At 55.3% G+C, this 19,563-nt stretch carries 16 protein-coding genes; 5 read left to right on the forward strand and 11 right to left on the reverse strand.

The genetic code is table 11. From position 1 onward, the window contains the following. The 4 genes from WAW39_RS30265 to WAW39_RS30280 all read right to left on the reverse strand — a co-directional run bounded on the left by WAW39_RS30265 (window position 1) and on the right by WAW39_RS30280 (window position 4,411). A complete protein-coding gene (locus WAW39_RS30265) occupies window positions 1–1,500 on the reverse strand; it encodes an efflux RND transporter periplasmic adaptor subunit (RefSeq protein ID WP_422323510.1) in 1,500 nt (499 codons plus the stop codon). 4 nt (window positions 1,501–1,504) lie between these two features. After that, window positions 1,505–2,878 (reverse strand): TolC family protein, encoded by a 1,374-nt coding sequence (locus tag WAW39_RS30270; RefSeq protein ID WP_422323512.1) that lies wholly within the window; start codon window positions 2,876–2,878, stop codon window positions 1,505–1,507. A gap of 472 nt (window positions 2,879–3,350) precedes the next feature. After that, window positions 3,351–3,653, reverse strand: a complete 303-nt coding sequence (locus WAW39_RS30275) for a hypothetical protein (protein WP_422323514.1) — start codon at window positions 3,651–3,653, stop codon at window positions 3,351–3,353. A 503-nt stretch (window positions 3,654–4,156) separates the two neighbouring features. Beyond that, window positions 4,157–4,411, reverse strand: a complete 255-nt coding sequence (locus WAW39_RS30280; RefSeq protein WP_422323516.1) for a helix-turn-helix transcriptional regulator — start codon at window positions 4,409–4,411, stop codon at window positions 4,157–4,159. A gap of 276 nt (window positions 4,412–4,687) precedes the next feature. Between WAW39_RS30280 and WAW39_RS30285 the strand changes: the two genes are divergently transcribed. Then, the gene (locus tag WAW39_RS30285; RefSeq protein WP_422323518.1) at window positions 4,688–5,395 is read left to right on the forward strand and encodes a hypothetical protein; all 708 of its coding nucleotides are present in this window, start codon (window positions 4,688–4,690) and stop codon (window positions 5,393–5,395) included. Between the two features lie 64 nt (window positions 5,396–5,459). After that, window positions 5,460–5,864, forward strand: a complete 405-nt coding sequence (locus WAW39_RS30290; protein ID WP_422323520.1) for a hypothetical protein — start codon at window positions 5,460–5,462, stop codon at window positions 5,862–5,864. A gap of 275 nt (window positions 5,865–6,139) precedes the next feature. Here the strand turns inward: WAW39_RS30290 and WAW39_RS30295 are convergent, their stop codons facing one another. The 6 genes from WAW39_RS30295 to WAW39_RS30320 form a co-directional block, all read right to left on the reverse strand. Continuing rightward, a complete protein-coding gene (locus WAW39_RS30295) occupies window positions 6,140–7,573 on the reverse strand; it encodes a hypothetical protein (RefSeq protein WP_422323522.1) in 1,434 nt (477 codons plus the stop codon). A gap of 51 nt (window positions 7,574–7,624) precedes the next feature. Continuing rightward, a complete protein-coding gene (locus tag WAW39_RS30300) occupies window positions 7,625–9,160 on the reverse strand; it encodes a hypothetical protein (protein ID WP_422323524.1) in 1,536 nt (511 codons plus the stop codon). 70 nt (window positions 9,161–9,230) lie between these two features. Further along, window positions 9,231–11,495 (reverse strand): hypothetical protein, encoded by a 2,265-nt coding sequence (locus tag WAW39_RS30305; protein ID WP_422323526.1) that lies wholly within the window; start codon window positions 11,493–11,495, stop codon window positions 9,231–9,233. A 46-nt stretch (window positions 11,496–11,541) separates the two neighbouring features. Next, window positions 11,542–11,754: a helix-turn-helix domain-containing protein gene (locus WAW39_RS30310; protein WP_422323528.1), complete on the reverse strand. Its 213-nt coding sequence runs from the start codon at window positions 11,752–11,754 to the stop codon at window positions 11,542–11,544. A gap of 321 nt (window positions 11,755–12,075) precedes the next feature. After that, complete coding sequence (locus tag WAW39_RS30315; RefSeq protein WP_422323530.1) at window positions 12,076–12,990, reverse strand: hypothetical protein; 915 nt, start codon at window positions 12,988–12,990, stop codon at window positions 12,076–12,078. Then, window positions 12,977–14,245 carry a hypothetical protein gene (locus tag WAW39_RS30320; RefSeq protein WP_422323532.1) on the reverse strand — a complete coding sequence of 423 codons (1,269 nt, stop codon included), beginning with the start codon at window positions 14,243–14,245 and terminating at the stop codon, window positions 12,977–12,979. The genes WAW39_RS30315 and WAW39_RS30320 overlap by 14 nt, the downstream gene beginning before the upstream one ends. A gap of 423 nt (window positions 14,246–14,668) precedes the next feature. Here WAW39_RS30320 and WAW39_RS30325 point away from each other — a divergent pair, with 423 nt between their 5' ends. From WAW39_RS30325 to WAW39_RS30335, 3 genes are read left to right on the forward strand one after another with little or no spacing between them, the layout of a single operon-like run. Beyond that, complete coding sequence (locus WAW39_RS30325) at window positions 14,669–15,667, forward strand: ABC transporter substrate-binding protein (RefSeq protein ID WP_422323534.1); 999 nt, start codon at window positions 14,669–14,671, stop codon at window positions 15,665–15,667. Beyond that, the gene (locus tag WAW39_RS30330) at window positions 15,664–17,412 is read left to right on the forward strand and encodes an ATP-binding protein (RefSeq protein ID WP_422323536.1); all 1,749 of its coding nucleotides are present in this window, start codon (window positions 15,664–15,666) and stop codon (window positions 17,410–17,412) included. Before WAW39_RS30325 ends, WAW39_RS30330 begins: the two co-directional genes overlap by 4 nt. A 21-nt stretch (window positions 17,413–17,433) precedes the next feature. Further along, window positions 17,434–18,135, forward strand: coding sequence for a response regulator (locus WAW39_RS30335; protein WP_422323538.1), 702 nt, complete (start codon window positions 17,434–17,436; stop codon window positions 18,133–18,135). Window positions 18,136–18,142: 7 nt separating this feature from the next. Here WAW39_RS30335 and WAW39_RS30340 read toward each other — a convergent pair whose 3' ends face one another. After that, complete coding sequence (locus WAW39_RS30340) at window positions 18,143–19,399, reverse strand: hypothetical protein (protein WP_422323540.1); 1,257 nt, start codon at window positions 19,397–19,399, stop codon at window positions 18,143–18,145. Between the last annotated feature and the right edge of the window lie 164 nt (window positions 19,400–19,563).

The following is a 19,563-nucleotide window of genomic DNA, read 5'->3' on the forward strand; positions in this document are numbered from 1 at the left end:
CTAGTGCTTGTGCTCGGCAGGTTTCGGCGCGGCGTGACCTTCATGGCCTGTGGCTGCGGCAGGTGCGGCGGTGGGCTTCGACTCGGTGGCACCACCGTGTTGATGGCCTGCGGCGGGAGCCTGGCCCTTCGCGTAAAACAAGCTGGGCAGTCCTTGAATTTGAAACTGGCTGTCGAGCAGGAAATTGCCGCGCACCGCCACCTTCTCGCCCTCCTGCAAACCGGCGAGCACGGGATAAAAATCACCGGCACGCGGCCCGATCGTTAGCTCCATCGGCATGAACTCGCCTTGCGCATGCTCCACATACACGAGCTTGCGCGTGCCGCTGTCGAGCACGGCGGCAATGGGCACGGCCAGCACGCTCAACTCGGCCTCGGAGGGCTTGGTTTTACCACCGGGAATCACTGTCAGCGCCATACCGCAGCGCGGACAGGGGCCGGCCTGCGCTTGCAGCACCTGCGGATGCATCAAGCAGGTGAACTGGCCGCCGAGGCCGGCGGGTGCGGCCTTGCCAGTCGCCAGCACCGGCACACGAATGATGGCGCTGACAAACATGCCGGGCTTCAGCTTTTGATCGGTGTTGGCGATGTTCACGAGCACTTTCACCGTGCGGCTTTCTTCCGTGAGCACAGGATTTATGAACCAGATGCGGCCGGTGAAGGAGTCGCTGGGATAAGCCTCGGCCTGAATCGTCACATCCTGCCCCTGCTGCACCCAGCCGAGTTCAGACTCGTAGATGTCGAGATAAACCCACAGGGACTCCAGGTTCGCGAGCTTGTAGAGCATCTCGCCGCTTTTCACCATGGCCTGCTGCACCGCCATGCGCTCGGTGACGGTGCCGTTGATGGGCGAGAACAAGGTGACGCGTTCGCTGACTTTGCGCTTCTGCACCAAATCATCGACTTGCTCCTGCGTGAGGCCCCAGCGCAGCAGTTTCAGCTTTGAAGCCTCGATCAAAGCGTTGTTCGCCGGACCTTCGAGGCCGACGAGCAGTTCCTTCTGCGCGAGTACGAGATCGGGGCTGTAGATCTCCACCAGATGATCACCTTTCTTCACCTGCACGCCGGTGAAGTCCACGTAGAGCTTTTCGATGTAGCCCTCCACGCGGCTGTTGATCACGGCGAGCGCGGACTCGTTGTACTGCACCTTGCCAACGGCGCGAATCTCATGCGTGATCTGGCGGCGCTGCACGGGAATAGTTTCCACGCTCGCCATGGCGCGAGCGTGCTCGGAGAGAGTGAGCATGGCCTCAGGTGCCTCGCTCGCTTGGCCTTCTTTCTTCGGTGTTGGTGCCGCAGCCTTCGTGAGAATCAGCGGCATGGAGCAGATCGGACACTTGCCTGACTTCGGCAGCCGCACCTGTGGATGCATGGAGCAGGTCCAGACCTGGCCCGCAGGAGCAGGCGCTCCAGAATCGGAGTCATCGCAGCCCGAACTGGCAAACATGAGAACCACCGCGATGCCGGTGAACAAGATGTGTTGGATGGATGAAGCGGACATGATGTTACCTCCTGGATGGATCGAGAACAGGAGCGCCGGACGGCGGCACGCCCATGATTTGCAGTGACAGATCGGCCAGGGCCAGCTCGCGCTTGATGCGTGCCTCGACCTCGGCCAGGCGGAACTCCAGCAGCGTGCGCTGCGCATCGATCAGGTTGATGAAATCCGTCCCGCCGGTGGAATAGCCGGAACGCGCCACTTCGAGTGACTGCTTCGCCTTCGGCAGCAGGATGTTTTGCAGCAGCGCCACCAGCCGGGTGCTTTCGCGATACATGTAACTCTTCATCGCCACTTCCACGGTCAGCGTGAGCCGTTCATTGGAGAGTCGGGCCTGCGATGCGCCTTGCAGATCACGCGCACCCTCAATTTCAGCCGCAATCTTGTCACGCCAGATCGGCAGTGTCATCCCGCCCAAAGGACGCACCATCACAGGAGACGCCTTCACGTCAGCCATCACACCGAGCGCGAAATCTGGCAGGCGTGTCTTCCGCGCCACGACCAAGGCCGCCTCCGCACGCCGCACATCAGCCTCCATGGCCTTCAGGCGCGGGTTCCGCGCCATCGCCGTCGCCAAAATCTGGTCGCCGCTGGTCGAAAGTGGCGAGGATTGCAACGAGCGTGGCAGCGGCGGGGTCGGATCACCCGCTCCGAGTCCGAGCGCAGCCTTGAACTGTGTCACGAACCAACCCCGCGAGTCGCGCAGGTTGGTCAGCTCCGTTTGCAGCCGCTCTTTTTCCATCTGCGTGCGCAGCAGATCCTGCAAACTGCCCTTGCCCACCTCCGTGCGCGATTGCGCGAGCTTTTCGAGTTCTTGAAGCAGCGTCACCATCTCCTGATTCACGCGGATTCGTTCATCCACCAGCCGCAGGTCATACCACGCCTTCTTGAAACCGTAGGCCACTTGCAGCACTGCCGTCTCAAACTGGAAGTACTTCATCCCGCCTTCCGCCGTGGCCACCTTTGCCGCTGCGCGCAGCTTGCCCGGCCCAGGGAAATCCATCATCAGTCCTGGCATCAGCGCCATGATGATCTGCGTGAGGTCTGCCTGGAAGGTCAGCCGTGGATCAGGCAGCGAACGCTCACGCGTGATCTTCTCCACCGAGGCCAGCCATTCGTAATAAGCCGCCTCGACCTGCGGATGCTGGTAGATGGCGTAGCGAACAAACGTCTCCGGCGAACCGCCGCTGCGCAGTGCAGGCAGTTCAAGCACAACACCTGTGGGGCGATACTTGCTCAGCACCTTCTGCACCTGCTCCCGTGAATCACGCTCACCGGGCGTACGCAGGCCTACACAGCCGATGATCATGCTGCACAGCAGCAGCAGCAGCGTGGATGCTGCTGCGAGAGATGCCCGTGGCTGTAGAGCCCTTTTGTGCATGGTGAATGTTTCAGTGCGCCTGTCGATGGCCTGTTAGCAAGCTGGCGACACCGGGGTTTGTCTAGCGGCTTTTTGTGGCAGCCTGTTTGCGGATTGCTGTTGCGCAGTTGTGCCCTGAGGTCTGAGCAAGCGACATGCACTGCTGTAATCCGTCTCGATTACTTCACCTCAGCGGTGACCGGGCATGTTCTCATCGGGCATCTGCCTGTTGTCCTTGAGATCGACTCCCATGTTGTGCCAGCCGCCACCCGCTGAACTGCGGGGGCTCTCACAACTGGCGAGGGTGAAGCTAACGAGAAGGGCAGCGCTCAGCGCGGCCAGGGTGGTTGTCAGTGTTGTTTACATAATTTGGGTGCGTTGCTGTGTTCTAGTTTATTAAGATGAAAGCCGCGTTGGTAGGTACCCCCGCAAACTGCGCGACGGGTGGGGCCGGGGTCCATGGGGTACAACCCGACTTCGGACCCCGTGCGGTTTAGTGGCTGGTGCAGTGGCTCATGGCACCGCCGCAGGTCTTGCAGGTGTGCTCCGTAAAGGCACCGGTCTTAATCCAAGCGATGACCTTGTTCTCACAGTCCGGGCAGGTCATGCTGCTGGAAGATTTCAGAGTGACAAAGCCCTTGTCTCCCGCCGCCGATGAGACGCTGGGGGATTTGAAATAAACGGAGTTGCACTTGTTGCAGGTAATGGCGCTGTGAGGCACTGCTACGGTCGGAGCCTGGCAGGAGGTGAGAAAAGCCGCAACGCCGAGAGTGACGATCATGAGCAGTGTTTTCATAGTGTGTTAGCTTGTTGTTTGTTCTGTTTTGGCTTTCGCTGGTTGAGCACGAAAAGGGATTCACATGGACTCCGTAGCCTTCGCTGGATGGGTCCGTAGGCGGTATGGGGCCTTTACCCCATATGCGCGTGGGGGCTTGTATCCGTGATCCTGTGACAAGTGCGATATTAGTCCACCACTTCACTCCTTGCTCCGCCTCCGTTGCGAAGCATTGCGTCGTTTTTACTGACTACCGCAGGTGGTTGAGGCCGCCACGCATAATGTGACGGTGGTGTACATTGAGGGACAATGCTTCACATTTTTGTGCAGCTGTGAGCGGTTTGCCAGTACAGGATGCCGCATTCCCCACAACCGGGCAGTCCAAATGGACGCACATCAACCTGATTTGTACAGAGACCTTAGCGAGCATCATGATTTCGGCGTCGTTCAAGGGGCGCAGTCCTGCCTCCATCTTGGACAGCGTTTTCTCGGACCAAAACCGTGCCAGCAAAAGGACTGAGCAATCAGTCCAAAAGATTTTTGAGGCTGACATTCAGCCCGTCACACAATTTTAAAACAACCCAGAGCGTTGGGCGCGCTTCATTCCGTTCAAGATTCGGAATCGTATTGCGACCGATACCGATTTTCCGCGCCAATTCGGCCGCTGAAACCCCCTGTTTCACTCGTTCTTTCTTGAGAGCCAATATTATAGAGCGCTCGCGGGGGTCAATCTGAGATGGGGGTTCCATCTGCTCAAACATCCCCCGTTGACACAACATGCACGCCCATTATAATGGGCGTTCAAGGCCGTGATTTGAATCGACCGGCCAAACCATCATCCAGATTAGCCAAGATAAAATGCTGCTTCCCATTCACAAGAATGGCTCATTCCCGCTTCACCTGGCTGATTAAAATCGCAGACAAAAATTATGAGATCTCATGCTTCCCTCATTTTGATTTGCAGTCTCTGGTTGTACACCTCACACGCGAGCGATGTCGATATGGCGGCTCTCTCGGGGACGTGTCACAATGTGACGGGCAACGCTGATGGCCATTTGAAGATCGTGTTCGCTGAGGAAGGCGACAAGCTTGGTGGATTCGTCTCAGTGAGCGGCTGGCTGAGAGGCGGGGGAAACATTACCGGCACACGCAGTGGAACGAAATTCCGATTTAATACCACAGATCACACAGGGCAGATCATCAAGTGGCAGGGGGACGTTCAGAACGGGAAACTGTCCGGGGAATATTATATCGACGCGCAAGGAGGGATACCGCAACAAAATGGGGAATGGAGCGTAACGCCGGAGGGCAGCATAAAAGCCGGCGCGCCTTGCGATGCGAACGTCACCCTCAGCCTGCTAAAAATGGTTCTTGAAACCAGCTTAAACGATCCTGTCAAACAGGCGGACGGAACATTCATTTCGGGTGCTCAGGACCTGTTTAAATCTATTCATCCTGCTGGCGCAGGGATCAGCATTTGGGTTGAAAGCCTTGATGTGGACTGGAAGGACGACACACAGAGCAGGTGCTATGAAGACATTCACAAATTTCGCCTCAATTGTGTTATATACTGGCAGGGAATTCTCAGGCTCACAGGCACGACAAAATTGCGCTTTGCCTACAATATCAAACTCAACGCCGTCACATCCGCTGAAATTGTCGAAAGCACAGGGACGACCAACAAGGACGTAAATAAAGCCCTTCTCGGAGTGGGCTCATTCTTGGGAGACGCTGCCATCAAAGGCCTTCTGGGCGGCAAGTGAAGTCGCTCGAAATTAAGCGCGAGGTCAGATCTGACCTCGCCCTCTATCCCAGACCCAACAAGTCATGAACGATCATTCTGCACAATCCCCGGGGGATTACCCTTCTGCTCCACACTCTGCTGGCAATCCGAACAGCGGCTGTGCCGTGGCTGCCGCATGTGTTGCCTTTATTTTCTCCATTTTCGTGTTATCGAATTTCGTCTTTGTAAATCAGGAGCAAAGGCTGGTTGAAACCGGTGGCTTTTTTTCAAGCGCCAAATACGAGGAGGTGCCAGTCACATCGTGGTTCCCGGTCATGTTTTGGACCGCCATATTTTGCTGTGTGGTCTATGGACTGGTTTTGTGGAAACGTAGCAAGCCATTCATTTGGCTGGCCATAGGAGCTGGCCTTGTCCTGAAACAGTGTGCGGATGCACAGAAGCGCGCCAATTCGGCCAAGCCAGTAGTGCCCAGCTATCAAACAAGATAAACAATCCATGCCTCATCAACACAGCAGCCGCTGGCTATGTCTGCACAGGCGCGGTGCATCTTAATTCGGGTGTTTGGCCCTGCCGTGCAAAGCCTTCTGGGCGGTAAGAGGAGATTTTGCGTCTCCCAAGGTGGATATTTTTGACCGCGTGCAGATTGGGCAACGCTGCACACCTAGAGCCGCGATGTCGGACGTGTCACTGCCTTCCGAGTCACGGTGGCGAAAAAGTCGTTTCACCATGCGCTGACACGCTGACTGTCAGCGGATGAACACGCTCAAGCCGCTAGTTCCAGCTTTCCTTCCGAGTTTTCAATAACCGCACCCTTGGTTTTGAGCCTGCGGAGAACCTCGTCACGGGTTTTGGCGGGCAATTCATGGAACCTGCGCTGCAATTCCCGGTGTGTTTGAGGGCCATTATCTTTGAGTCTCTGCAAAATGTCTTCCTCGAGCCTCTCCGTGTCAGTGTTGTCAGTGGCTTGTTGATCACTGTCGGCTGATGTCACCGCCAGATAGCTGCACACTGTCCGGTAATGCTCCTGGCACAACCACCGGGTCAAGCGAACTGCTTCTTGCATCATGGTCACCGGTGCATTCTGCGGCACCGTTGAAGACAGCCCGGATTTCGTAGTCCCCTCGATGTTTTGCTGTTTCAACGCATCCATCGTTTTTGCCGTCAAAATAGCAGGAATCAGGCGCATCAGAAGATCTGGCAGCCAAGCCAGGTAGGGCTGCATGCTTGCGGGTGCCTTGGCGAGAGCAATGGCGAATTGAGCAAAGAATTCATCAACAGCCTTTTGCTCCGGTTTTGCTAAAGTGAAGTCGCTGTTACAATTTGGCTGTGAGCGATAATCAGATAGAGATTTTAAGAAATGTGACCACTCCATAAATTCCGCAGCATGAACATCAGGCATTCGTTTGGGTTCACCGCTATGTTGGAACAGCAACACCGGGGTAGATCTACAGAAGCTGGGCATACGGCGATCAAACATTGCCCTGCGAACTTGCTCACGGCTTGTTTGCCAAAGGAGGTGCGCTGTGCCGAGGAGTTCGGCTCCAGTGGGGGGGATTGTCACAGGTTTGCACTGCCAGCTTAGCACCAGCAATTCAGCCAGCCGCTTTCGCTTTGCGGGACTGAGTTGCGACCATTCCTCCATGGGATCGCCCGCACCATTGACCATAAGCACGCAGTGATCGCGTGAATCCACTATCGCGCGTGCTACCGCATCGGGATCGACCTTGGAGGTGATGGTGCACCGTCGCAGCATGTTGACAACGTTAAGTGGAATCTCCTTTTCATAGGCTTCAAACTGCGGGTCGATGTTGCGCTCGGTTCTTTTGGTTGCTGCATCGCGGACACAATTGCGGATCAATTCCCGAAGTTTGAGGGAATGCATGGTCTGCAATTGGGTCGCGGATTCAGTCCAGCCTCTTCCCAGGCTCACAGTCCAGTCACTCGCTGGCAATCTCTCAGACACCACGGCCAGATTGAAACAGCCAGGTATTCGAGTGCGTCCGTCATCGAAAAAGAACGAGCGACCAAGACTGGCAGCTAAATGCGCAAGACCCACTGCAGCCACAACACGGGGCTCTAGGCCGAGCAGGGCAGTGCCCTTGGCAGCTAGAGACATCAATGTACGCGGCACGCAGTCACGCACATCATTAAAATCATCAGCTGTGCCAAAGGCAAACGGGGGCAGTGGTACGGACATGGAAGAAATGGGGTTCCGGGTATGAGATCGTCAGATGCAGGCTTGATGAGTTCAGGAGGCTGGGGTGACAAGGACATAGCGCCTTTGCTCATCCACCTGTAGGCGGCCTTGTTGTTGTAGCATTTTCAGCCCCGGCTCGAAATAAGCTGCACGCCATTTATTTTTGGAGCGCTGCATGTCACGGATGTTACATGGACCTTTCACCGACAAAATCTTGATGACCTCTTGCATGGATTTGCGCGAACTCCAATTGGCCTGAATATCACGGGCTTTTTTCAGCAGGCGCTCTTGCATCCTGACAGCGTGCTTTGCCGTGCGGAAGGCAGCTTCCAAGCACCATGGATTTTCGTGCTTTTGACGGAACTGCAGGAACACCCACAACAGGCGCGCAGGGAGGTCATGAAACTGTGAAACAAAAGTTTTATCAACAGCCTCGGCCCTGTCTAAAAAGTCGAGGAATTCCTCCTGTTGAGAGCAAAACAATAATGCATTTTCATCGGGCACCATCAATCGCATCTGGCTTTTGTTTCGAGCAAAACAGCGCAAATCCAGCAACTTGTGAACTACATGAGTGTAGCAGTTCCATGCGGCTGGTACATATTGCAGGTATGTGGAAGGCGTCTTCCAACGCGCAGGTTCCCATAACAAGCAGAGCTTAAGCAGGTCATTGCCGCTGGACGCCGGTTCCTGTAGAATCTCGCCCACGCGGTCCAAACTCGTATCCGCCCAAAGTTGCACCAAGGCGTGTTCGAAGGTGCCGGGGCCCTGATCTGGGTGGACGGGGGCAAATTGGCAGTCCCTGCCGCGCAAATACGTGACAAGCTCTGCAGCCACCGTTTCGTCGGCGTCCGCACGACGTTCAGCCTGCTGTAGAATTCCCAGGACGGGATGCACGAGCAAGGGCTGCCGGTGGAGGGATTCCTTCAAGGCGCCGCCAAGTTGGCTGACCGTGATCCCCTCAAAACACACTGAGGGCAGATATGCTGGTCCCGGGCTGGTCCGTTCGATCTCACAGTCCTCTCTCGCCACAAGATGACCGCTTGCCAGCCGGTATTCATTGAACTGAATGGGGGGCATTGACGCCCCATTGAAAATCTCCTTCTGCGTGATGTCCAACTCGTGGCGATGTTGTTTCATCCACAAGTGCCTTTCACCCACTGGAGCAGAAACTTTATCAGGGTCGTGATCTCCAAATACCCAACGGTCGAGCAGTTTGCGTGACTGGCTGCTGGCACGCTGACGCAACCAGTTCAAACGCAAACGGAGGGGGGGAAACAACCGTTCTTCCATCGCCCTCACTTTAGGCGTGGCTGCGGCTGTATTTAAAATGTTCAGGTGTGGCCGTATGCGGTTGCCAGTGGGGGCAATCAAGCCCGCGTAAGGCCCGGCGATATTTGTTAAGATGCCGGAGATAGCGAGTGCGAAATCGGCTGGCTGAATGCCAAAGTGACCTGCTAGCACTTCAATGTTCCCACCGAAGTAACAATCGGGATTTTTGACAGCCTGCGGATCGACCGGCGCTTCTTCTTTGGGTGCGGTTGTTGAACCTGTCGCATTTGTATTAGCGGTGACGTGTGCTGTTGTCATAAAATACGTTCCTTTAAAAATTATCGCAGCAGTCGCTCCTGATGGTGCGCGCAATATTCACTGGTGTGTTTCAAACAATTTTCAGGTCAATCTGCAACATTAGCCGATTCCAGCGCTGGTGTAGTATTCCTGAACCATCCTTGAAGGCGAACCACGACTTGCGCATGGCATAGCGTCGTAAATCGGCTAGTTGCTCCCACTCGGCGTGTGAATCCCAACCAATCATCTCCGCCACATCCGGCAGATTATCAAACTCCCAAGCCTCATGCACTCTGGTAAGCCATGCACGCCCGTGATCATAACACATCGTCCAACGCTTGAGCTGCTTCATTGCACCCCAGCGCTCCAAAGCTAAACTCGCCTCGGCATCGCCGTCCACTTTGGCTCGAAGCCACACTGCAGCCAGGTTCTCGAAGTGATCCCGTAGCTCTAACGATCCGGGGGTATAGGCGTCCACTCCACAGGCGTAGAGTGCGTCAAGAACCTTGCCATGTCCCTGCGCGCTCACCTTGTTGAACAACTCCAGCTTGGTAAGACCTGCATTAAGCAGGCTCTCCAGCAGATCGGTGTCGTAGATCTCTCGCTCTTTCCAGAAGCTGAATTCGCCGCCATGCACGGGCGGGCACACCAGCATGTTCGAGTCGTTCATGCGTCTCGCAGCTGTCCAGTAGCTAGCTATGGCGTCTTCGGTCTCCAGCCGTTTGAACGCTTTGCAGGACAGCCGTTCAATGGCCGCCTCGGCGCTTAGCAAGCCAATGCCGTGATGTGCAGGTATCCAGAGGCGGAAAATATCCTCGGGAAGCACTGACCCCTTCCGCAACTTGCGAACAAGCTTGTACGCCAACGCTTCGGTTAGTTCGGTCGCGGGATCGCGAAGACAGGACAGGAACACGAGGCCGACACGATGGGTATGCAGCCACAAGTGGGCACCGTCTCCCCGAAGTTCCTGCAACGGGATGTGTTCGAGTCCCAGTTCGACATCCTCCTCGTGGGAAAACACTTCAAACACCGCGTTACGTTTGTCTTCCAATTTTCTTGGGATGAAACCGTTGAACACTTGGAAACCCTCGTGGAACGAAGCATACTTGGCTGTCCGGGCGTCGTAATCAGCATCGTCCTTGTAAGTGACAGCAAACTTCGGAGCGAGCATGGCACGCGCAATGATGTTGTTGGTAGTGACAACACGGTTTGGAAAGAACCGGGGGGAGTGCAGTTGTGCAGCATCCCACAGACACGGACTTTGGTAAAGTTCCCCATAACCCCACATGCCACGGGCGTGCCGGACAGCACGCAGATCGTAGGATCTAAATTCTAGTTCCCGGGGAATCAGGAAATTGGGATCTACCGAAACGCCGCCTGAGTCAGCCTCGTCCACGGTATTTTTGTTGTTTTCTTCGATGGAGGTCACCTGCTCCACCAATTCGCGTTCCACCACACCCAGCAGCTGCGCCTCTTCCCCCGGGGTCAGTGGATTGCATTCCTTTTCCTCCTCGTCGTTGAGGATCGTGAGTATCATCTGAGCGCGGGCGGTGGGATCAGCAACCCGGGGAATGACAACACCATCTGCTCTGATTAAAAATTCAGAAAAGACTCCCTTGGCGAATGCCAAGGGGCTTTGGGGTTCATTTTTACCCTTCTCCTCTGGGGTTAACATTATAGGGGTTCCAAGGGGAGCGCCTTCAGGGGTGATGGTATCAGTATACCCCTGAAGAGAAGCTCCTGAAAAACGACCATTTGCGGCTGTTTGCTCGGCATTGCAGACATCTCCTCGTCCACCCCTGCGGCGCCGTGTCTTGCGCTTCGTTGACTCTTCCCGGCTGCTGTTGTGGTTCCATCGGACGGCGCGTTTGCGCACCTGGCGCGTGGCTGCCTCCTTGGTGTCCTCCTCTACCTTGTAGGACACGATTGATCGCACCAGCTGCTTGATGTTACCCTCAGCAGACGACTGCAGGATGTTACCGTGCAACTTACCCCCAAGACGAACCGGAATGCGCGTGATGTAGCCTGCGAGCACCAGTTTCTGCACCGCCTTCTTGGTTCGCTTCATGCTCATTTGAGTTTCGTCTGACACCCACTTGGTGGTGGCCTGCCAGGTTGTGGCTGTGTTGCTGAGCAGGGCCATGACCGTGGCGGCCTCTTGTCCGTACTTTTGCAGAATCATTTCCGAGATGACCATGAAGCCTTTGAGCTTTCCAGTGGGTCTGGTGTGGAGCACCGGCAAAACCTGCTCAGCGGAAGTATCGTCCTTCTTGGGATTGCGGGACTTATCCATTTTAGGCTCTCGATAATCGGGATTGTTGCCGCGTAAGCCCGGTGTGAATCGTTCAGTCTGCATAATGGTGGTAGGAGTGGATTGCGATTTCGCAAATTGCCCTGATTTGCTACCGGAGGCGGCGCGTCATCAGCTGCTCCAAATCAGCCGCCGTGATTAGCCACGCCCCGAACGCCGTCACCGGGTTGATGTCGCCACGTCTGATCATAGTTCGAAGCGTCGACACTGGGACCCCGATTGCTGCTGACACCTCTTTCAAGCGAAACGCAAGACGCTCCTTCTTGTGGATCGAATTGACGATGTGAGATTCCTCTGGTGCCATGCAGAAGAAAAGCACTACTTCAAAATATGTTCAAACCATTGATTAACAGCATGTTAAACCGACTGTCGGCTGACTTGCAAATGACTCGACTTCCTGGGCGTAATGGCGATTTCGTGACTCTCTAATAACTCGTCCACAACTAGGATCAGGCGAGAAATAGACCTCGAAGATTACTCACATCATTGTGAAAATTACGAATCATTGATTCATTTTTTCCTATCCGGGAATCAATTCGGGGATGCCTTTGTCGCCATCCTTCTGCGTAAGAGACCAATGGATTGCTCTTTGGCTTGATCTTGAGTTCCGAACCGTAGACGCCGCCTAACCATGCTGCACATCCTCGTCCGGAACATCTCTCACTTCGTCGCTTTCTTCAGCATCTCCTCCGGTATCGGCAAGATCCGAACAAGACAGGCTGAACTGCATTTCGAACGCTGCGAATTTAGAGAGCCAGAGACCTTTTTCTGGGTAAGGGATGAACTCAGGTTCCAATTTCGAAAGGTGATAAGTCAGTTCGCGGGGACACCATTCATGCTGACATGCAAAGCGGAATATTTCATGTGGTCGATATCGCCGGACCTCGTTGTTCCCTGAAATTTCAAACGGAAAGCACCACTGTAGGAATTTACTGTTTGATATACTTTCATAAAAATATTCGCCCGCTGACAACACTGATTCTCCATTTGCTCCGCCATCGATTGCAGTTGCAATGAAGCCGTCAACGGCATCCTTCAGAGATGGGTATGACCTGAGAAGGCTGGGGTCTTTACTCAGCCACTTTATAACGCCCATGAACCGCCGAACTGCGGGTGCCACTTCTGGAATGGCTTCATGGCTCATGTCGCCAAAATGACTTTCCATCTGGATTTTGAGAGAAACGATTAATTTCTCCACGGGTATTTTGGATGAAAGCCCTTTCCAGCCAACACTCTTGAGTTCGTTAGCGATCTCTTCGGCCGTGAACACCTGTCCTTCCTTGAAAACCTGATAAGCGTGGACATCGTGATCCCGCTTTAGCGCGCTACGAATCATCATCTCAGCACGCTTACTGGCTCCCTCGAATTCCAAATCCCACATCGGGTCCGACAGATCACGAGGAAGACCAGCACTTTTAAAGTGCTGCAAACGCTGAGCCATGAGTGTGGCTGCGATCTGAGCGCGACGGTATGCCATCAACTCGGAAGCGCCGGAAGACTTGGAAGCTTGGCTGCTATTTTGTGGTTCAGTGGCGCTCATGTGTTTGCCCCATTAGCGAGGGGCTGATGACCGGCATGTCGGTCAGGCCAGCATAATAGGCTGCCGTCACGTTCGGGCTGCTGTGACCTAGAAAGCGCTGTGCGTGAAACAGGCCGAAGGTGGTAGAGACATAGGAACCGAATTCCTTGCGCAGGCGATGGCAGGGTTTCGGATCGTCAACCCCTTGCTCGCGGAGCCACTGAACCAGAACCCGGTGCCCACGGTCGCATCGGTAAACGGCAGACTTTGTCTCATTGCAAGATTCGCGAGTACGAGGGACGCCCCCTTGGACCACAAATCTCTCGTCCGTCTTGGCTGCCTTAAGGGCAACCCAGAGGGCCTCCTCAACGGGGACGATACGGGACTGCTTGGACTTCGGCAGGAAATAATCTGTGGCGCGCACCTCAATGAATTGCCGCCCCTTGGAATCGCTATTGAACCAACTCCACTCCGCCTTGTCTGCTTCATTGCGGCGAAGCCCTAACCCGAGTTCAAGAAGGAGCAGCACGTACGCATCCCAATGAGGTTCAGAAAAGTCGATCTGTTCACGTGGGGGAAGGGATTCATCCACTGGCAATGCAGAAGGATCTCCATCACGCAGGAGTTGAGACCGCGTCCATATCTGCTGAATCATGTCGCGTGGCAGCGGTGAATACGAAGCAATTCGGACACCGCGTATTTGGCTCCCTTTGAACGGACTCTCCAGGTTCATTCCCAAACGCCGATAAGCCTGCAGGGCTTGAGCGGAAAAGAGCGCAGCGGCATTACGCAGCACTCCATTCAGCGTCGTTCGCATGCTAGTCTCGCTGCGCCCGTCTCTACGTGCCTCTCGCAGATAGTTCTCCTTGAACCCCTCAATCTTTTCGGGCGTAATGGCTGAAACCCGATTCACACCCCCAGATTCGCCAATTCTGGCAAGACACCTGATATAGCGCTCAGCGGTGGTATTCCCCGGCCGCTGGTCAAATCCGCTGGCCACCTTGCGGTAGAGATCTCCAAATTCATTCAGCGTTGGATCGCTCGGGGTTTCGTCACGACGGCGCGCATGAAGTCTGACTGCTTCCTCAAACCCCTTACTCTGAATGTCCGCCATGATGGCACGCGCTTTCGCCTGCGCCTGCTTCAAAGCGCTCTCACCCGTGGTGAATCTGCGACGGCTACCAAGGTGCATCACCCGCATGCTGAAGTAGCGACTGCCACTCTGCTTGAGGAGGTGGAATGAGTTCGCCCTTGTTGATTGCTCCTTGGAATTCACGATTGCCCTACCCATACGCCTAGGGCAATTATAGGGCAATCCAGAACTCACAAGAGTGCACAAAAATCGACATGAATCGACTCTAAATCTCACACAGAAATCTCATCACCAGTCTTTTATGGTGCATTGTGGTGCAATTTGACCGAGCATCGTTTAGCTGGCAAAAACAAACTCATAATCCCTTGGTTGCGGGTTCGAATCCCACCGGGAGCACTTTTTTCGTTCTGCCTTGTCCGACTTGTCATGTGGTGACTGTGTTGCTGTGATGCACCTGCTCCTGTCTCAAGGCTGGTATGGCAAAGGGGGATTTTTTGATGCTACCAAGTCTCGGGCCGCCATGAGCGGGATTGAGAAGGACCCTCTGGGTGGTACGGAAAAAGGAAATTCATCCGGTTCTTGTTTGCCTTTCAAATTTGTAAGATCATGAAGGAAATGAAGAAAAACGCGATATATCAACTGCTTCCGACCTTCATTCTGGGGGGGGTGTTGTGCATTGCCGGAGTGTTCTGGCCTTCGTTCGGAGATAAAAAATCCTTCACTGTGGCGGTTAATATCTGGCCGGGCATGGAGGCGATGTTGATGGCGACGCAGTCGAGAAAACTGCAGAATGAGAAGATTAATTTTGTGGAAATGTCCTGGTCGTCCGCAGCCACCGGGGCCTTTCGCCTGCGCGTGGCGGATGCGGCGATCGTGACGTTGGATGAACTGCTGCGACTGGAGGATGACGGTGCCAGGCCGCGTGCGGTTTTAGTGCTGGGGATTTCCGCCGGCTCTGACACCATTCTGGGGCACCCAGGCCAGAAAAGCATTTCTGACCTTCGGGGAAAAAGAGTGGGCGTGGAGCTGAAATCTTCAGGCGAGCACCTGCTGCTGCATGCATTGAAAAAGAACGGCATGTCGATGAAGGACATTCAGGTGGTGCCACTGAACCAGGCGGAAACTGAAACGGCGTATGATGACACAGATCTGGATGCGGTGGTGACAGCGGACCCATGGAGCCTCCGGCTGAGAGACAAGGGGGCCGTGGTGCTGTATGATTCACGAGAGGTGGGACTGGAGCTCAGCCGGGTGCTGGTGGTCAGTGAAGATGCTCTTAAAACCTATTCAAAGGAGGTTCAAACCCTGGTGTCATCTCATCTCAAACATGTCTTAAAATCAGGGGAAATAGATGCGGGTGCAGAAGGACTGGATGTCATGCTGCGTCGTGAGAACCTGACGCCGGGGCAGTGGGACAGGGCTGTAAAATTGATTCATGCGCCGGATGCGGAGGAGAACCTGCGGCTGATGAATCCAGTGAGCGGAGAGCTTGCGAAGTGCCTGAAAACAATGGCAGCAGACATGCGGCGGGAGAACTTGATAACGCATCGATTTAAAATGGAACCGCTGCTCAACCCAACCTTTGTCGAAAGAAGCAGGCCATGATATTTCAATCCCTGCAGTTCCGACTCTCAGCGCTGGTCTTCGCTTTTGGCCTGCTGCTGATCGGCATTTCCATTCTGAGGCAATATGACCGGGATGTGAAGTCTCATGTGCAGCAGGTGCGTCTGGACGCCTACCAGGAAGGGACGCGGCTGGCCGGCTTGTCACAGCATTTCTTCAGAAGGCGGCTTCCTCAATCCGCTGATCTGGCGATCAGCTATGCCTCGGTCCAGCCGGACCTCAGACTTGGAGTGGTGGTGGACGGGAAGGACATCATTCGTAACGCCACGCGGAAACAGTGGCGCGGAGTCTCCCTGTGGTCCTGCCCGCTGGGTGTTTCGCCGGCTGTGATCAAGCAATCCAAAGAGAGGCCGGAAGGGGTGCTCGATGAAGATTTGGAGAACGGAAGACTGACCGCGATTTTCCCATTTCGGGATGTCATAGGGGAAATGAGCCAGGGGCTCGTGATTCTGGAGTATGATTTGAGCGCGGTCTTTGCGGCGGCGGTGAGCCACGCCATGCATGAGTCATTGGTCCAGGCATGCCTGCTTGCCGGGGGATGCCTGCTGCTGTGGTCGCTGCTGAGGCTGATGGTCACAGAGCGTGTGAAACTGATCGTAGAACAGACGAAGCACATCGGTCCAGATGAGATGATACTCAAACCCATTGATGGGGGCGATGAACTGGAGACGATTTCGAGGAGCATTGCCGATGCCACGATCAAACTGCAGGATTCGGAATGGCGCTTCAGGCAGATCGCCTCAAACATGCAGGATGTGTTTTGGGTGGCACCGCCGGATCCCAAAACGCCGGTCTATGTGAACAAGGCCTATGCGGAGCTTTTCGCCCGGCCGGTGTCCGCTTTGATGAACCATCACTGGGACTGGCTGAGAACGGTGGCGCGCAGAGACCGCAGCGTGGCCCTGAGAATGCTGCGCCGCCTGCGCAGTGCCGCCGGTGAGGCTGAAATCGAAATTCGTGTGAATGTCAGTGGCAGAACCGAATGGCTGCGCTGCCGTGGTTTTTCGACCATGAGGCATGGGGAAGAATCTGGAAAGCTTCAGGTGGCCGGCATTGCGAGCATCATCACGGAGCAGAAGGAAATGGAAAAGTATCTGATCGAGACGGCGGAAAACGAGCGCCGGCGCATTGGGCAGGATTTGCATGATGATGTCTGCCAGCGTCTGGCTGCCGCTCAGCTGAAAAGCGGAGTGCTGGGCGGCATTCTGAAGCGTGAGGGGCATTTGCAGTCCACGCTGGCGGCTGACGTGGCGCGCGAGCTGGCAGAGGCCTCTGAACTCACGCGCGGCTATGCGCGCGGGCTGGCTCCCGTGGCGGTCAGGCCGCAGGAGCTCCCGGACGCACTGGACGACCTGCGCAAATTCCTGGAGCGTGCTTTTAGCATCCGCTGCCACATTGAGTGCGAAGAGGTTTCGGATGTTTTGAAGACAGAGGAAGCGGCGCTCATCTATCGCATCGTGCAGGAGCTGGCCACGAATGCGGCGAAGCATGGGCGATCAACCTGGGTGGACATCAGGCTGGCGATTGCCATGGGCTGTCTGCGTCTGGAAGTCTCCAACGACGGGGTGAGCTTCAAACCGGTGGAAGGCGCGCGGAGCAAGGGCATGGGATTGTACATGCTGCGCCAGCGGGTGGATGCCTTGGGTGCCGTTCTGACCTTTCAACCGCGTGAAGTAGCGGAGGGCGGGACGCTGGCAATTTGTGAAATGCCACTTGCAAGCCGCTGACATATCAAGTTTCAAACCAACATGAGCACTTCCCAACCCAAAACTCCAGAAACCCATGGCGCAGCGCGCAAACGTGTGGCGCTTCTGGACGACCACACGATGATGAGAAATGGCATGAAGGTGTTCATCGACAGTCTGCCGGATTTCGAATGCTGCTGGGAGGCGGCGGACTGCAAGACGGCGCTGGAAAAGGTGGAGTCTGACATGCCGGACATCCTGCTGGTGGACATCACCCTGCCGGACCGCAACGGGCTGGAGTTCATCAAGGACGTGCATTCAGTGCATCCAGACTTGATCATGCTGGTCGTTTCGATGCATGACGAGGCCTACTATGCCCACCGAGCCCTCAAGGCAGGTGCCAAAGGGTACATGATGAAAAACATGGGCTATGATCTCTATGAAGCGGCCCTGCGGAAAGTGGCCTCCGGTGGAAGCTGGCTGAGTGACGTGGTCTCAGAGCAGATCCTCAAAGCGTACACCAGCGGCACCAAGCCCCGCATGGAGGGCGGGCTGGATGCACTGACCGACCGAGAGTTCGAAATATTCCAAATGATGGGGGATGGCCGCGGCACGCATGAAATTGCCGAGTCATTGCGCATCAGCCCCAAAACAGTGGATGTGCACCGGATGAACATCCGCACCAAAATGAAGCTGGAGGATGGTGCTGCGGTGACGCGCTTTGCCATCCGCTGGGTGGAGTCGCGCAAGCTCGGACAAGGCTGAGCTGCGGCTATTTTTTGTGCCGAAAGCCGACGATGCGCACCTTGCCGGGCGCAACGTCGTAGAGCTTGCAAAGATCCTGCAGACGCATCAGCAGCCATGGGGTGAGCAGGTTGGAGCCGTTTTTGGTGAACAGGATGTCGTCTGCCAGATAGGTGGCTGAATGCACGGCGCGGCCGTCCGGGGTGATGAACATGAGAACGTCACCGTAGCGGTAGGGGGGCTCCACCTTGTCGAAATCCTGTTTCAACAGGCTGGTGGCGAGGCGTGTGTCCAGCAGGAAAGGCTGGGGATTGAGGTTGAAAAAATTCAAGCTCGTCCAATGACAGTCGGGCAGGCGCCCTTCGGCGGTGTAGCTGATGTCCGGATAGGTGTAGAGGAGTTTGCGTGGCAGCGGCGGCATCAGATGAAGGATGTCGAGATGCGAGAGACCCTTGGTTTGAAGGATGGCGCGCATCAGCGGCTCCAGCTCTTTCTGACGCAGGCCAAGACCGGTGGACCAATAGTTCAGAAGGTCTGGGATGGAGTCATCCTGTGAGAGCTCCAGCTGGGCCATGAGCGTGCGCACGCGTGTGAGCTTGCGCATGATAAAGCGCGCTTCAGCCACGTTTTCAGCCTGACTGAGCAGCAGTGGTATGTCAGAGAAGACCAGCGCGTTGCCTGCCTTGTAGGACAGGCTTGAAATCTTGCTGATGATTGAGGCGGAGAGTCCGGATTCGCGGGCCCATTCCTCCACCGAATCTGTCAAAAAGAACACCGGTGAATACTGGAATGCATTGGCCGGACTGCGTGCAAGGTGGGTGTAAATGATCGCTCTGTTTTCCGGGGTCAGATTTTCCAAGTCGGTGGCGGAGGGAAAGACATAGGCATGCTGCGAGTCTTTGACCACGCGCCTTGGTGACAGAATCTGATCAAGCCTCTCCTGAGGCATTCCGGCGCTTTTGAGCAGAGTCTCGATTTGATCGAACTCGGTGATGTCAAAAACCCACTTCGTGGTCGTGCTGGGAAGCGGGAACTTCTCCACCACATAGTCGGGTGCTTCGAGATAGAAGTAATAGTAGCTGACTCGTCCCCAGGGGCCGCTGGCACAGGAGTAAAGCTCATTCTGAGGAAGAGCAGAGCGGTCTTCAGCGCCAGCACGCATGCTGGCAAAGAAAACCAGCAGCAGAATGACGAAGGAAAGCCTGGCAATGGCATGAGCGAGATGCGGGAACTGATTGTTTCGGCAGGGAAGAAAGACAAATGCAGGCGGTGAAAATGAATGCATGCGGGGCGCGGATATGGAGCAGTGGGTTTTGATGACAGGTGCCTCAATCTCATTGGCTGAGCCAAAGAAACTCGCATGAATCCAACGTTAGATAATCTTCAATTCAACCGGGTTTAAGAGGCAAAACCATCCGGTTTTAGAAGCATAAGCAAATGCTTCAGATG

Source organism: Prosthecobacter sp., from assembly GCF_049294395.1.
Lineage (GTDB): Bacteria > Verrucomicrobiota > Verrucomicrobiia > Verrucomicrobiales > Verrucomicrobiaceae > Prosthecobacter.

Bases quoted from the DNA above. Each gene is read 5' to 3' on its own strand.
- WAW39_RS30330 (WP_422323536.1), top strand. From the start codon at position 15,664: ATGATATTTCAATCCCTGCAGTTCCGACTCTCAGCGCTGGTCTTCGCT.
- WAW39_RS30315 (WP_422323530.1), bottom strand. From the start codon at position 12,990: ATGAGCGCCACTGAACCACAAAATAGCAGCCAAGCTTCCAAGTCTTCC.
- WAW39_RS30270 (WP_422323512.1), bottom strand. From the start codon at position 2,878: ATGCACAAAAGGGCTCTACAGCCACGGGCATCTCTCGCAGCAGCATCC.
- WAW39_RS30335 (WP_422323538.1), top strand. From the start codon at position 17,434: ATGAGCACTTCCCAACCCAAAACTCCAGAAACCCATGGCGCAGCGCGC.
- WAW39_RS30290 (WP_422323520.1), top strand. From the start codon at position 5,460: ATGAACGATCATTCTGCACAATCCCCGGGGGATTACCCTTCTGCTCCA.
- WAW39_RS30305 (WP_422323526.1), bottom strand. From the start codon at position 11,495: ATGCAGACTGAACGATTCACACCGGGCTTACGCGGCAACAATCCCGAT.
- WAW39_RS30295 (WP_422323522.1), bottom strand. From the start codon at position 7,573: ATGTCCGTACCACTGCCCCCGTTTGCCTTTGGCACAGCTGATGATTTT.
- WAW39_RS30265 (WP_422323510.1), bottom strand. From the start codon at position 1,500: ATGTCCGCTTCATCCATCCAACACATCTTGTTCACCGGCATCGCGGTG.
- WAW39_RS30310 (WP_422323528.1), bottom strand. From the start codon at position 11,754: ATGGCACCAGAGGAATCTCACATCGTCAATTCGATCCACAAGAAGGAG.
- WAW39_RS30325 (WP_422323534.1), top strand. From the start codon at position 14,669: ATGAAGGAAATGAAGAAAAACGCGATATATCAACTGCTTCCGACCTTC.
- WAW39_RS30300 (WP_422323524.1), bottom strand. From the start codon at position 9,160: ATGACAACAGCACACGTCACCGCTAATACAAATGCGACAGGTTCAACA.
- WAW39_RS30340 (WP_422323540.1), bottom strand. From the start codon at position 19,399: ATGCATTCATTTTCACCGCCTGCATTTGTCTTTCTTCCCTGCCGAAAC.
- WAW39_RS30275 (WP_422323514.1), bottom strand. From the start codon at position 3,653: ATGAAAACACTGCTCATGATCGTCACTCTCGGCGTTGCGGCTTTTCTC.
- WAW39_RS30280 (WP_422323516.1), bottom strand. From the start codon at position 4,411: ATGTTGTGTCAACGGGGGATGTTTGAGCAGATGGAACCCCCATCTCAG.